The sequence below is a fragment of the Cryobacterium sp. M91 genome, from assembly GCF_002929615.1.
Lineage (GTDB): Bacteria > Actinomycetota > Actinomycetes > Actinomycetales > Microbacteriaceae > Cryobacterium > Cryobacterium levicorallinum.
This window is the reverse complement of sequence record NZ_PJJT01000077.1, coordinates 67,088-80,540: the sequence shown is the minus strand read 5'-3', so window position 1 is coordinate 80,540 and position 13,453 is coordinate 67,088. Positions and strand designations below refer to the sequence as shown.

Sequence of the window (13,453 nt, the reverse complement as noted above, 5' to 3'; positions counted from 1 at the left end):
CCACGCCTCCACCCACGTTCTTGCAGAGCTCGGAGATATACCATGTCGTTCACTTTCACGACGCGGTTGCCGCTGTCTCGCCAGGCGGTCGACCGTGACCACCTCACCCGCGGCCTGCCGGACTTGTTCGACCAGCTCTGGGCGGATGCCGCCACCCGCGTTCTGCCCGTCTGGCACGGCAAAATTCTGCTCGCGCCGCACGATGCTGCCAGCACCGACCCGGCCAGCACCGACCCGGCCAACACCGGTGTGCACCTCGCCCTGCTGCCGCCCACGAGTCTGCACAATGCCGGCCTGCGGGTCTACCTCGGCCGGTCCCTTCCCGCCGACCTGCCCGAGACTGCCGGTACCCGCATCGTTGCCGTGCAGCTCGATGATGACGCTGCAGCCCGGCTGGAGCCCGAGGAGAGTCGCTGGGTGGGCCTGCGCACCGTTGCGACCGTGCTCGATGACCGTGACGCCGGCCTGTTCGCCGAGGCCCTCGGCGTGCTCAACTGGCACGCTTCGCACGGCCACTGCCCGCGCTGCGGCGCCGCCACCCTGGTCGAGGAAGGTGGCTGGGTACGCCGCTGCCCGGTCGACAACAGCCAGGTCTTTCCGCGCACCGACCCGGCCGTCATCGTGCTCATCACCGACGCCGACGACCGCATTCTGCTCGGCTCCAACGCTATGTGGGAGAACAACCGGTACTCGCTCCTCGCCGGATTCGTCGAGCCCGGCGAGGCCCTCGAAACGGCCGTGATCCGCGAAATGTTCGAAGAATCCGGTCTGCGCGTGACCGATCCGGCTTATGTCGGCTCCCAGCCGTGGCCCTTCCCGGCCTCGGTCATGTGTGGCTTCACCGCGCGCCTCGCCGACGACCAGGCGGCCCATGAGCTGCTGCCCGACGGCGCCGAGATTCTCGCGCTGCGCTGGTTCAGTCGAAAAGACCTGCTCGATGCCGGTGAGTGGATGTTACTGCCCGGCCCGTCCTCCATCGCGCACGCCATGATCGAGCGTTGGCTCGGCGCGCCGTTGCCCGCCGCGACGGAGTTGATTCGTCCGTGACGGCCACCGCCGACTCGCTGCTCCAAGGCCTCGATGAACAGCAGCGCATTGCCGCCGAAGCGCTGATCGGCCCGGTCTGCATGCTCGCCGGCGCCGGAACCGGCAAGACGCGCGCCATTACCCACCGCATCGCGCTCGGCGTGCTGACCGGCGCCTACGCCCCCAACCGGGTCATGGCGCTCACCTTCACGAGCCGTTCGGCCGCCGAACTGCGCGGGCGCCTGCGTCAGCTCGGCGCCGGGGGAGTGGCTGCGCGCACCTTTCACGCCGCAGCGTTGTCCCAGCTGAACTACTTCTGGCCGCACGTCGTCGGCGGGCAGGCGCCGCGCATCCTCGACGGCAAGGGCCGCATTCTCGGGCACGCCGCTGAGGCTCTGCACCTCAAACTCGACACCGCCACGCTGCGCGACCTCGCCGCCGAGGTGGAATGGCGCAAAACCAGCGGCCTGAGCATCGAGCAGTACGCGGCCGGCATAGCCCGCCGCAGCCTGCCGGGCCGACTCGACGTCGACCAGGTCGTCGCCCTGCAGCAGACCTACGAGAAGCTCAAAGACGATCGCAAGCAGATCGACTTCGAAGACGTACTGCTCGCCATGGCCGGCATGATCGAGGCCGAACCCTCCGTGGCCCTGCAGGTGCGCGAGCAGTACCGGTTCTTTGTCGTCGACGAATACCAGGACGTCTCGCCGCTGCAACACGACCTGCTCGCCCTCTGGCTTGGCGACCGCCGCGATCTCTGCGTCGTCGGCGACGCGAGCCAGACCATTTACTCCTTCGCTGGTGCTCGCAGCGACTACCTGCTGGACTTTCCGAAGCACTACGAAGACGCCACCGTGGTGCGGCTCGAACAGAACTATCGCTCGACCGCGCCGATCGTCGCCACCGCGAACCAGCTGATGCGTGGCCGGTCCGGCGCCCTGACCCTGCAGGCTGCCCAGACCGACAGCGGCCCCGACCCAACGGTGCGCGGCTACGCCTCCGACATGGCCGAGGCCCGCGGCGTGGCCGAGCAGATTCTGCAGCTCATCTGGGCTGGCACCAAACCCGAAGACGTGGCCATCTTGTTCCGGGTCAACGTGCAGGCCGCGCTGCTCGAAACGGCTCTGACCGAGGTGGGGGTGAGCTACCAGATTCGCGGTGCCAAACGGTTCTTCGACCTCCCCGAGGTGAAGCAGGCGGTGATGAGCCTGCGGGCGGCATCCGTTTCAATCATTGGGGAACCACTGTTCAAATCGGTCAGTGACGTGCTGCGGTCGCTGGGCTGGAGCCAGACCGCCCCGGAGACCCGCGGCGCCGTGCAGGCGCGGTGGGAATCGCTCAACGCACTGATGGGCCTGGTCGACCAGGCCGCTGCCGGAACCACGTTCCGACAGTTCACCGACGAGCTGATGGAACGTCAGGCCGGCCAGCACGAACCGACGGTGTCGGCCGTGACGCTCGCCACGATGCACTCCGCCAAGGGCCTTGAGTGGGACGCGGTGTTCGTGGTCGGCCTGAGCGAGGGCCTGGTGCCGATCAGCTATGCGAGCACGTTCGAGCAGATCGACGAGGAACGCCGGCTGCTCTACGTCGGCATCACCCGCGCCCGGAAGCGACTCGCGCTGAGCTGGTCATCCTCTGGGGCACAGGCGCGGGCAGCTCGCGAACGCTCGCGTTTTCTGGAAGAGCTTGGCAGCCGCACCGCTCGTGCAGCCGGTGTACGGAGCCCGTGACCGCACCGCCCCACGCGTCCAGTCGCAGTGACCGGGTGAACAACACGGATCGGCCTGTTTCCAGGCGATCCTGAACGAGTCCGGCCACCCGGGCGGCGAGCTCGAAGCTCAGCCGCGGAGTTTCGCTCGGGGCCTCGCGCAGCACGAGCTGACATGCCATGGCCGGCCAGGACGGATCCGTGTCGACGTGGGCGAGCCCCAGACAGGTCAGGCAGGGTCCGCGGCCAGGTTCGACGAGTGGACCCACCCGCGCGGCGCTGTCGCTGAAGACCACCGGCAGGTGCGGAATATCGCGGCGCAGCCAATGCCCGTGCCGTTCAGGCGCGAAGACGTACTGCCCGATCAACACGGCCAGCTCGGGGTCGTCTCCTGGAGCCGGCTCCTCGATTCCGAGGTTGGCCAGCAGCGCGTGCAGCCGGGTCGCGGTCGGTCCGTGGCCGTCAACCAGCACGGTGCGGGGCAGCGGGTTTACCGGTGCCGGCGCATCGTCTGGCACGTACAACAGTGCCGGTTCGAGCAGGTCGAGCAGGTGCGTCACTTCGACAGCGGATGCCCCGGCGGCCGTTCCGAGCAGCATCGCGCCCGATCGATGCACCCCCGCAGAAAGCGCGGACAGCACAGCCTCGTGAGCGGGCGTCAGCCCGCCGATCGTGACAATGGCTTGGTCGATGCCGAGCTGCACGCAATTCGGTGTGCGCCACACCAGCGGATACCGCGGATTCAGTCTGAGGGCCATGCCGACATGATGACGCGTCTGGCGGTCGCGCGTAAAAGTTATCCACAGACGGGTGCGGGCCCGCTTCCACCGAATATTGGGATTTGGTGGTCACGCGGCCCCCACCGTCAGATTTCTTCAGTAGCGGATGACGACGCGACCGTCGATCTTGCCGTGCTTCATCTCGTTGAGCACCTCGTTGACCTCGTCGATGCGGCGCTCAGAGACCGTGGGGTGGATCTGGCCGCGCGCGTAGAACTGCAGGGCTTCCTCCATGTCCTGGCGGGTGCCCACGATGGAGCCGCGAATGGTGAGGCCCTTGAGCACGATGTCGAAGATCGGGGCGGGGAAGTCTCCCGGCGGCAGACCGTTGAAGACGATGGTGCAGCCACGGCGGGTCATGCCGATGGCCTGGCCGAATGCGGCCGGGTGTACAGCGGTCACGAGCACGCCGTGCACACCACCGGTGGCTTTTTGAATGGCGGCGACCGGGTCTTCGTCCTGCGCATTGATTACGAGCTCGGCGCCGTGTTTGCGGGCCAGGGCGAGCTTGTCGTCGGCGATATCGACGGCCGCGACGCGCAGCCCCATCGCCTTGGCGTACTGCACGGCGATGTGGCCGAGGCCGCCGATGCCGGAGATGACGACCCACTGGCCCGGGCGGGCCTCGGTCATTTTGAGGCCCTTGTAGACGGTGACTCCGGCGCACAGCACCGGGGCGATCTCGATCGGGTCGGCGCCGTGGGGAATGCGCACGGCGAAGCGGGCGTCGACGAACATGTACTGCCCGAACGAACCGTCCACGCTGTAGCCGCCGTTCTGCTGCGCTTCGCACAGGGTTTCCCAGCCGGTGCAGCAATACTGGCAACTGCCGCAGGCGCTCCAGAGCCAGGCGTTACCGACCAGGTCGCCGATGTCGAGGTCCTTGACGCCGTCACCGAGGGCGACGACTTCGCCGACCCCTTCGTGGCCCGGAATGAACGGCGGGCTCGGCTTAACCGGCCAGTCGCCTTCCACAGCGTGCAGATCAGTGTGGCAAACTCCGCTGCTGATCAGTTTGACCAGGGCCTGGCCGGGGCCGGGGGTCGGAACGGGCACTTCGTCAATGGTGAGGCCCTGGCCGAACTCGTGCACGACGGCCGCGTGCATGGTCGTTGGCACCCGGGTGGATTCGTAGCGCGCCTTGAACTCGTCCGTCGCGCCGGTGGTGGTCTCGGTTATCGTCATTGCCAAACTCCTTCGTTTGGGACATTTCGTCCGTTGAACGACGGTAGATCGGCACAGGTTGCGGCAACGTTGCGCGCCGTTACTCCTCGTGCGGGCGCTCGGCTCCGTCGTCGCGCAGCAGGTCTTCGAGAGCCTGGTCGACGTCGTCGAGCACCTCGGGCCCCCCGCGGGCTGCACTGGTCAGCCGAATGATCAGCGGCTGGGGATCGTCGATGTCTTCCGAAGTGGGCAACAGGTCGGGGTGCGACCAGAGCGCGTCGCGCGCCTCATTGCCAACGGCATCCGTCACGGCCTGCCACATCGCTGCGGCCTCCCGCAACCGGCGGGGACGCAGTTCGAGACCGACCAGCGTCGCGAAAGCGGACTCCGCCGGACCGCCTGAGGCCCGGCGGCGTTTGACCGTCTCGGCGATGGCATCCGCTTTGGGAAGTCGAATCGTGGCACGAGCGGTGACGACGTCGACCCAGCCCTCGACCAGGGCGAGCATCGTTTCTAGGCGGGACAGAGCCGCAAGCTGCGACTCGGACTTCTGCTGAATGAGGGAACCGTCGACCATTGCCTGGCGCAGGTCTTCGGGGTTGGACGGGTCGAAACTTCCGGCCAGGTCTTCGAGCCGGCTGGAGTCGATGCTGATGCCGCGTGCATAGGCGGTGACCGCGCTGGTCAGGTGCAGGCGCAGCCAGCGGGCGTGGCGGAACAGTCGCGCGTGGGCGATCTCGCGCACGGCGAGGTAGATCTGCACCTGGTCGGCCGGAACGTCGATGCCGGCTCCGAAGTCGGCAACGTTCTGGGGGAGCAGGGCGGCCTGCTGCTCACCGAGCAGTGGAATGCCGATATCGCCGCCGCTGACGACCTCGCTCGCCAGCTGGCCGACGACCTGGCCGAGTTGCATGGCGAACAGGGTGCCACCGATGCTGCGCACGAGCTGGCTCGCGTTGGCGACCATGCCCTGCATCTCTTCGGGAACCTGTTCGGCGAAGACCCGGGTGAGGGAGTCGGAGATGCTCGTGGCGACGGGTTCGGCGAGCTGGGTCCAGAGCGGCATGGTCACGGTGACCCATTCGCGGCGGGTCATCAGGCGCGGTTCGACGGTGAGTTCGGCCACGGTAATGACGTCATCGAGCCAGAGAGCCGCAATGTGAAAGGCCTGGCGCAGCTGGGTCTGCTGTTCATTGGTCGCGCTGAGCTGACCGGTGGCCGCTCGCTGTTCACCCTGGGTGAGGGCGATCTTCCAGTCGACGCCGGTGCCCTGGGAGTTCATGGCGCCCTGCAGCTGCTGCATGAGCGCGGCGACGCTGGCCGGGTCGTTGGGCAGACCGGCAGCGCCGGCGAGCTGGCTCGGGTCGATGCCGCTCTTGCCGCTCAGGATGTCGCGCAGCATGTCACGAAACTCGTCGCTGGGTTCGCCGGGATTCTGATTGTTCGGGTTCTGATCGTTCGGGGGTAGGGAGTCGTCGGCCACTTCAGGCCCCTCTCAGTCGCATACTTCTACGCTAGTGCGAGTAGCCCGCTCGGGGCTGGGAAATATCCTAGGCTGAATGGCTTGCTGTGCGCCCGTCGCGAACACGACCCGCAACCTGGCACGAATCAACACTCAAAGGACCACGATGGCGCTCTTCACCAATGCACCGGCACCTCGACGTGCCGGACGCTCTGGCCCGTCCCTCGGTTGGACGGCACTGCTGATCGCCCTCGTCGCCGGAGTGATTCTCGGTATCATGCCGGCGCCTTATGTCATCGAGAAGCCGGGTCCGGTGTTCAACACCCTCGGCACCGCCACCTACGACGACGTCGAAACCGCTCTCATCACCATCCCCGACGAGACCGTCTACCCGACCGGCGGCACCCTCGATCTGCTCACCGTGTCGCTCTTCGGCAACCGGGAAGACCGGCCGAGCTGGCTCGCCGTGGCCAGTGCCTGGCTCGACCCGAGCGAGGCCGTCCTCCCCATTGACCAGGTTTTTCCCGATAATGTCAGCACCGAGCAGCGCGACGCTCGCAGCAGCGCCGACATGATTAATTCCCAACAGGATGCCATCGCCGCCGCACTCACTCATCTCGGCTACGACTACCCCACGACGGTGTCGGTGGTGAGCCTGCCCGACGGTTCTCCGGCCGCGGGCGTGATCGAGCCCGACGATGAAGTGACCGCCGTGAACGGTACCGCGGTGGCCAATGTCGCCGAACTGCGCGCGGCTTTGCGGGACAACGGTGCCGAGACCGCGGCGAGCGTCGACATCGTGCGGGGCGGCCTCGCCCGGACCGTCGAGGTCACCCCGATCGACAACGACGGCACGATCGTGGCCGGTGTCAACGTGTCGGTCGCCTACGAATTTCCGTTCGAGGTGCAGATCCAGCTCGACAAGGTCGGCGGCCCGAGCGCCGGCATGATGTTCGCCCTCGGAATCATCGACAAGCTCACTCCCGGCGAGCTGCAGGGCGGCGAGAACGTGGCCGGCACCGGAACCATCGACCAATCCGGCGCAATCGGCCCGATCGGCGGCATCCAGCAGAAGCTCTATGGCGCGCTCGAGAGCGGCGCGACCTGGTTTCTCGCCCCCGCCGAGAATTGCGGCGAGGTAACCGGAAATATCCCCGACGGCCTGACAGTGTTCTCGGTCGCCACCCTCGACGAAGCGCTCGACGCGCTCGACGCGATCAAGACCGGTGCCGACACGAGCGACCTGCCGAGCTGCCCGGCCAGTTGACCCGTGGCGAACGAGCAGTAGTGATGACTCTCTCAGGGCCGCCAAAGTATGATGGTGGCAGACCCTGATCCTGCAGCAAATGATCACCCTGTATCTAATAACTGAGCGCAAGAGGCCAATTCGTGACTTCATCATCAGCCGACAACGTCCCACGGCGCAGCCGAGCCCCGCTAGCAATTACCGCAGCCATTATCGCAGGGTTGGTGATCCTGTTCTTTATATTCGCCGGACTGTATACCGATGTGCTGTGGTTCGACCAGCTGGGGTTCGTCAACGTTCTGACCACCCAGTGGATCGCCGGCACCGTGCTGTTTTTGATCGGCTTCGTCACGATGGCCGTTCCGGTCTGGGTGAGTATTCAGCTGGCCTACCGTCTGCGCCCGGTCTACGCGAAGCTCAACTCGCAGCTTGATCGCTACCAGCAGGTCATCGAGCCGCTGCGTCGCCTCGCGATGTATGGCATCCCGGCCCTCCTCGGGCTGTTTGCCGGTGTGGCCGCTGCCACCCGCTGGCAGACCGTGCTCATGTGGCTCAACCGCACCGAAACCGGGCGGGTTGACCCGCAGTTCAACTTCGACATCTCCTTCTATCTGATGGACCTGCCGTTCTACCAGGCCGTGCTCGCCTTCGCATCCGCTGTTGTGCTGATTTCGGCGCTCGTCTCGGTCGCGACCAGCTACCTGTACGGATCCATTCGGGTGTCCGGGCGTGAAGTGCTCATCTCCAAGGCCGCGCGCGTGCAGATCGCCATCACCGCAGCCCTCTATCTGCTGCTGCAGGCCGTGAGTATCTGGTTCGACCAGTACTCTACCCTGACCAACAACAACGCCCTGATCACCGGTGCCGGCTATACCGACGTCAACGCCACCATCCCCGGCCGCGCGATCCTTGCCGGCATTGCCGCCGTCGTAGCCCTGCTCTTCATCCTGACGGCCATCATCGGTCGCTGGCGTCTGCCGGTCATCGGCACCGCGCTGCTTATCGTGTCGAGCCTGCTCATCGGTTCGCTGTACCCGTGGGTCGTGGAGCGCTTCCAGGTGGAGCCGAGCGCAAAGGCACTCGAGGCCGAATATATCGAACGCAATATCGACCTCACCCGGGATGCCTACGGCGTCGCGGACATCGAGGAAATTGCCTACGACGCGAAGACCACCGCCGAGCCGGGCGCGCTGCGCGCCGACGCCGCGACCACTGCCAACATTCGTATTCTCGACCCGGCCCTGGTCAGTGACTCCTTCGGCCAGCTTGAGCAGTTCCGCCAGTACTACCAGTTCCCGGACAACCTCGACGTTGACCGCTACGTGATCGACGGTACTTCGCAGGACACCGTCGTCGCCGTGCGTGACCTGAATATCGACGGCTTGAACACCGGTAACACCTGGGTCAACTCGAAGACCGTTTATACCCACGGCTATGGCATGGTCGCCGCGTACGGCAACCAGCGCTCGGTCGACGGCCAGCCGGTGTTCCTGGAATCCGGCATTCCCACCAGCGGTGCGCTCGGCAAGTTCGAACCGCGCATCTACTTTGGTGAGACCTCGCCCGAATACTCCATCGTCGGTGACGAAGAGGGCGCCAACCCGATCGAGCTCGACTATCCGTCGGGTGAAGAGGGTGCTGGCCAGACCTACACGACGTTCTCCGGAGACGGCGGACCGAAACTGGACAATGCGTTCAAAAAGCTGATCTACGCGCTGAAGTTCCAGTCGGAGCAGATCTTCCTCGCCGCCTCGGTCAACGACAAGTCGGAGATTCTCTACGACCGTGACCCGGTCACCCGCGTGCAGAAGGTCGCGCCGTACCTGACGCTCGACTCCGACGCCTACCCCTCGGTCGTTGACGGTCGGGTTATGTGGATCGTTGACGGCTACACCACCTCGGCGGATTACCCCTATTCCACCCCGGTGAGCCTCAGTGAGGCCATCGCCGACACGCAGACACCGGCCCAGCCGTATGCGCTGGACAGCATCAACTACATGCGCAACTCGGTCAAGGCCACCGTCGACGCCTACAGCGGCGAGGTCACCCTCTACGCCTGGGACGACGAAGAGCCGCTGCTGCAGACCTGGCAGAAGATCTTCCCGTCGTCGCTCAAGCCGATGAGCGAGATGAGTGGCGACCTGATGAGCCACGTGCGTTACCCGGCCGATCTGTTCAAGGTGCAGCGTTCCATTCTTGGTCAGTACCACGTGACCGACCCCGGTTCGTTCTACTCGAAGGACGACGCCTGGATCTCGCCCAACGACCCTGACTCGCCGGCGACCAACCCGACGCTGCAGCCGCCGTACTACCTCACCATGCAGGTACCCGGCTCGGACCAGCCGTCGTTCTCGCTGTACTCCACTTTCCAGCCGGAAGCGACGGGTGAATCCAGCCGTAACGTGCTCTACGGTTACCTCGCTGTAGACGCAGACGCCGGATCGGTAGACGGCGTCAGAGCGGATGGCTATGGCCAGCTGAGGCTGCTCAACCTGCCCAAGGACGGCACGGTACCTGGCCCCGGTCAGGTGCAGAACGTGTTCAACGCCGACCCGACAGTGTCGACCGAGCTCAACCTGCTGCGTCAGGGCTCGTCGACCGTGCTGAACGGTAACCTGCTGACCCTTCCGGTTGGTGGCGGACTGCTCTACGTGCAGCCGGTTTACGTGCAGTCCACGGGTGAGACCAGCTATCCGCTGCTGCAGAAGGTGCTTGTGGCTTTCGGTGACCAGATCGCGTTCGAGGATACCCTCGACGGCGCCCTCGATGTGCTGTTCGGCGGTGACTCTGGTGCCACCGCTGGTGATACCGACGTGCCCGAAGATGCCACCACGAATAACGGTGGATCGCCCGACCCGAGCACCGACGGTTCGACCGGCGGCAGCACCGACGTACCGACCGGGTCGACCGGCGATGCCACAACGGATGCCGAGCTCAAGTCGCTGCTCACCGTCGCCAAGACGGCGCTGGCAGAAAAGGCGGCTGCACTCGCCGACGGTAACTTCGCCGACTATGGCACCGCCGACGCGAAGCTCGAAGACACGATCGCGAGCATGCTCGCCCTGCTCGGCGAGTAGCCAGACCGCACCACACAGGCCGCAAGCCTTCACTCTCTGGGGGGGGCTTGCGGCCTTTGGTATTGGAGGGCAGAGTGCGCCCGCCAGACGTGAGCGAGCGATGTGAGAAGCCGAAGATTCGGCCGGTCTCGACAACGGCGCCCTTCCACTCTCCGAGGCTGCCGAAACCGCCACAGTCACGAAACTTACCAATCTCGACAACGCCACCATTCCGTCGGTCGTCTCTCGACAGGCTCTACAACCGGGTCGAGACCTCCATAGCCCTGCGCTGGCTGTATGCTCAGCCCGGCCATCCCGTTGGCCGCGCACGCGACCGCGCGGGCCTACTTTTCCCAGTTGGGTTTCTCGGCCGGAGTGGCGGCACAGTTTTGTCCGGCGGGGCGCCAGGTGTGAGTGGGGTCGAAGATGAGAGGTCCGCGAACCCAGGGGCGGCCGTCTCTCATGTCAATGTCCCAGCCGGATGTTTCGATGCTCGCATGCCCGGCGTTACAGATCAGTACGGCGTTGTCGATGTTGGTCAGGCCGCCCTTCCGCCAGGGCACGACGTGGTGCGCTTGGGTTAGCTGCGGTGGCACGGTGCAACCGGGGATGACGCAGCCGCCGTCGCGGGCGGCCAATGCGCGGCGTTGCTGGGCGGTGAAGAACCGGTTGGAGGTGCCGAGGTGCAATACCTGACCCTGGTGGCCGAACAGCACGGGCTGATACCCGCCGGCGCAGAGCAGCTCATCGACGTGTTTGACGGTGAGGGGGCCGTCGATGCCGTCGATCCAGCCGGCACCGCGGCCGGCGAGGAGGTCGTTGATATTGATGTGCACGAGTACAGTCGGTGCCGCGCCGCCCATCGTTGGGGTGCCCGGCTGTCGGGCGGCCGCTTCGAACACCGCGCGGAGGATCCCGGCCTGCTTCTCACTGATCGAGCGGGTATCGGCGGGTTCCTGCGGGCAGGGGCTGAGGGCCCGGCCCGCGTTTGCTCCGGTCCGCTCGTCGTAGCCCTGTTCGTAGCCCTGTTCGTAGCCCTGGGCGTGGCCGATCGGGCCGTTCTCGTCGTCGGCCTGCCCGTGCTGGCCCCCGGTCTGCTCGCCGCTTTCGCAGTGCTCGACCGGGACGTCGTTCGAGGCCTGCGCGCCACGGTCATCGTTGGCGCCAATCGCGAGGACGTCGCTGGCGCTGCTATCAGTGCTGGTGCTTGCTTTGATGTCATTACCGTCGCTGTCCGTGATGCCGTCGGTTTCATCGTTGTGCGTGCTGTCCGCATCGGATAGTTCGCACGGTTCGGTTTCGTGGAAGGCGACCGTGGCTCGGGGTACCGCGCCAGGAACGGGGTTGGCTGCAGCGGAGGAGAGGTACGCGTCGAAGACGGTGCCGATGATGGCGCGGTCGAGGGTGGTCAGCCAGCCGTTCAGGCTGTAGCCGCCGTTATTCAGTCCACCGAAGGCGAACCAGCTGCGCCCTTCCGCCGTGGCCTCGCCCGGAGCGCACCCGTCGGGCGCGAGGCGCGCCTGCCACGCGATGCCCTGCTGCCGGAGTAACTCCGGCGCAAATGCGATACCGGAACCGGGCAGTCCCTCGGTCTCCGGGGTGATGGCACCGGACCCGCTCGCTACCAAGGAGCGCTCGACGCGGTCGAGGTCGTCCACCAGCACCGAGGCGCGCAGGCCGTCGAGCACGGACACGATGACGCGGGCTTGCTCCACTCCGAGCTCCCCGCCCTGCAACGCCTCACCCACCACGGGGTAGGTCGGTGCGAGGGGCCGGCCGAGCAGCATCCGCTCGCCGGCATTCTTGCCGAGCGACGCGCGCTGCCGCACCTCACTGCGCGACAACCGCGCCAGGGTGGACACCAGCACGAGGCCGCTGCGGCAGCCGAGCCGGCGGGCCAGAGACACCGCGCCAGTCGCTTCTATCTCGGTCTGATCGGCCGTCTTTGCCGCAGCAGTCTTAGCAACGGACGCATCAAGGTATTCGGAGCGGCGCAGCACATCCGTCGTGGACAGCACCCGGGCACCATCAACAACCCGGCCGACGCTCTCGAGGGCGAGCAATATGCTCAAGGATTCTTCATCACCCAGCGACCCGAACGACACCGAACCCAACGCTTTCAGGAGAATCTCCCGAGCCTGCCCGACCGCCACAATGACAGCATTCGAACTGGCCTCACCGGTGTTTTCCATGAACATGGGCGCCATTGGCTCCTTCGCAATGATTCTACTCCGAATCGAACACAAAAGCGAGAGCAACTCATTTTCGATGCGTGCGGAGAAATTTCAAACTCCAGAGGCTTGATCCGCAGTTCTACGTGATTCACCCTTGAGTGAGTGCGAGTTCACTAGCGGTCATCATCTGTGGCGGTTGGTCAAGTTGATAGTAAATCGAATATATAAGTGAAACATTTACATTTTTTGTTTATATGGCCAACACCGTGGAGTAATGCATTCCACGCCACACTTCGGGAGCGCTGAGACGCCCGGAAGCGGTGCACTGGGAACGCTGCGGATCCGTGGCGTGCAGCGGCAAGGTGGAAGGCCGTGGATCTTCCCGTGAATCGATTCCGACTTCACCGGGTTAGAGCATCTGTCCATACCTGAACACCTGTTGGTGCGGAGACTGGCGATCCCTTGCGGCTGTCCTGCTTGATGGTGTTTGATGCCAGTAGAGCAAACCATTTTCGGTGCCCAATTGGCGATATCGCCACAAGTGGTCGACCGAGCTTTCAAGGTGTGCTAAATTTGTACTTGTAGCGCGGGGTGGAGCAGTTCGGTAGCTCGCTGGGCTCATAACCCAGAGGTCGTAGGTTCAAATCCTGCCCCCGCAACAGATGCCCCCGGAACCCTTGGTTCCGGGGGCTTTTTTGTGCCCGCCGTGGCAGCTGCCGACCAGGACGCCCACCGCTCGTCCGCTGATCCAGCCCGTCGAGATCGCCATCGACTAACGCGAGCAAATGTTGCCGACTCGGCCATTCTGCTGATCGGGCCGGACCGTCCGCGGATC

At 65.4% G+C, this 13,453-nt stretch carries 7 protein-coding genes and 1 tRNA gene; 5 read left to right on the top strand and 3 right to left on the bottom strand.

Features of this window, described 5'->3' with window-relative positions; translation table 11 throughout:
* The first annotated feature begins 42 nt into the window (after nt 1–42).
* Both nudC and CXY80_RS05910 read left to right on the top strand, forming a co-directional pair.
* Nucleotides 43–1,047 (top strand): NAD(+) diphosphatase, encoded by a 1,005-nt coding sequence (gene nudC / locus CXY80_RS05915; protein ID WP_104131933.1) that lies wholly within the window; start codon nt 43–45, stop codon nt 1,045–1,047.
* The gene (locus CXY80_RS05910) at nt 1,044–2,759 is read left to right on the top strand and encodes an ATP-dependent helicase (protein WP_092450225.1); all 1,716 of its coding nucleotides are present in this window, start codon (nt 1,044–1,046) and stop codon (nt 2,757–2,759) included. The genes nudC and CXY80_RS05910 overlap by 4 nt, the downstream gene beginning before the upstream one ends.
* An 853-nt stretch (nt 2,760–3,612) precedes the next feature.
* On the opposite strand, the gene adhP is transcribed toward CXY80_RS05910, so the two are convergent.
* Together adhP and CXY80_RS05900 are read right to left on the bottom strand one after the other, a co-directional pair.
* Complete coding sequence (gene adhP / locus CXY80_RS05905; RefSeq protein WP_104131950.1) at nt 3,613–4,623, bottom strand: alcohol dehydrogenase AdhP; 1,011 nt, start codon at nt 4,621–4,623, stop codon at nt 3,613–3,615.
* 157 nt (nt 4,624–4,780) lie between these two features.
* Entirely contained in the window at nt 4,781–6,082 is a 1,302-nt protein-coding gene (locus tag CXY80_RS05900) for a zinc-dependent metalloprotease (RefSeq protein ID WP_104131949.1), read from the bottom strand.
* Nucleotides 6,083–6,308: 226 nt separating this feature from the next.
* Here CXY80_RS05900 and CXY80_RS05895 point away from each other — a divergent pair, with 226 nt between their 5' ends.
* Together CXY80_RS05895 and CXY80_RS05890 are read left to right on the top strand one after the other, a co-directional pair.
* Nucleotides 6,309–7,409, top strand: coding sequence for a PDZ domain-containing protein (locus CXY80_RS05895; protein WP_104131932.1), 1,101 nt, complete (start codon nt 6,309–6,311; stop codon nt 7,407–7,409).
* A gap of 122 nt (nt 7,410–7,531) precedes the next feature.
* Nucleotides 7,532–10,465, top strand: a complete 2,934-nt coding sequence (locus CXY80_RS05890; protein ID WP_199182233.1) for a UPF0182 family protein — start codon at nt 7,532–7,534, stop codon at nt 10,463–10,465.
* A 323-nt stretch (nt 10,466–10,788) separates the two neighbouring features.
* On the opposite strand, the gene CXY80_RS05885 is transcribed toward CXY80_RS05890, so the two are convergent.
* Nucleotides 10,789–12,651, bottom strand: coding sequence for an HNH endonuclease signature motif containing protein (locus CXY80_RS05885; RefSeq protein WP_104131931.1), 1,863 nt, complete (start codon nt 12,649–12,651; stop codon nt 10,789–10,791).
* A gap of 552 nt (nt 12,652–13,203) precedes the next feature.
* Here CXY80_RS05885 and CXY80_RS05880 point away from each other — a divergent pair.
* A tRNA-Met gene (locus CXY80_RS05880) sits at nt 13,204–13,277 on the top strand.
* The last annotated feature ends 176 nt before the right edge of the window (nt 13,278–13,453 follow it).

What these genes read in the sequence shown, in the direction of transcription:
- nudC (WP_104131933.1), top strand. Translation starts at nt 43, where the DNA reads ATGTCGTTCACTTTCACGACGCGGTTGCCGCTGTCTCGCCAGGCGGTC.
- adhP (WP_104131950.1), bottom strand. Translation starts at nt 4,623, where the DNA reads ATGCACGCGGCCGTCGTGCACGAGTTCGGCCAGGGCCTCACCATTGAC.
- CXY80_RS05900 (WP_104131949.1), bottom strand. Translation starts at nt 6,082, where the DNA reads ATGCTGCGCGACATCCTGAGCGGCAAGAGCGGCATCGACCCGAGCCAG.
- CXY80_RS05895 (WP_104131932.1), top strand. Translation starts at nt 6,309, where the DNA reads ATGGCGCTCTTCACCAATGCACCGGCACCTCGACGTGCCGGACGCTCT.
- CXY80_RS05885 (WP_104131931.1), bottom strand. Translation starts at nt 12,651, where the DNA reads ATGGCGCCCATGTTCATGGAAAACACCGGTGAGGCCAGTTCGAATGCT.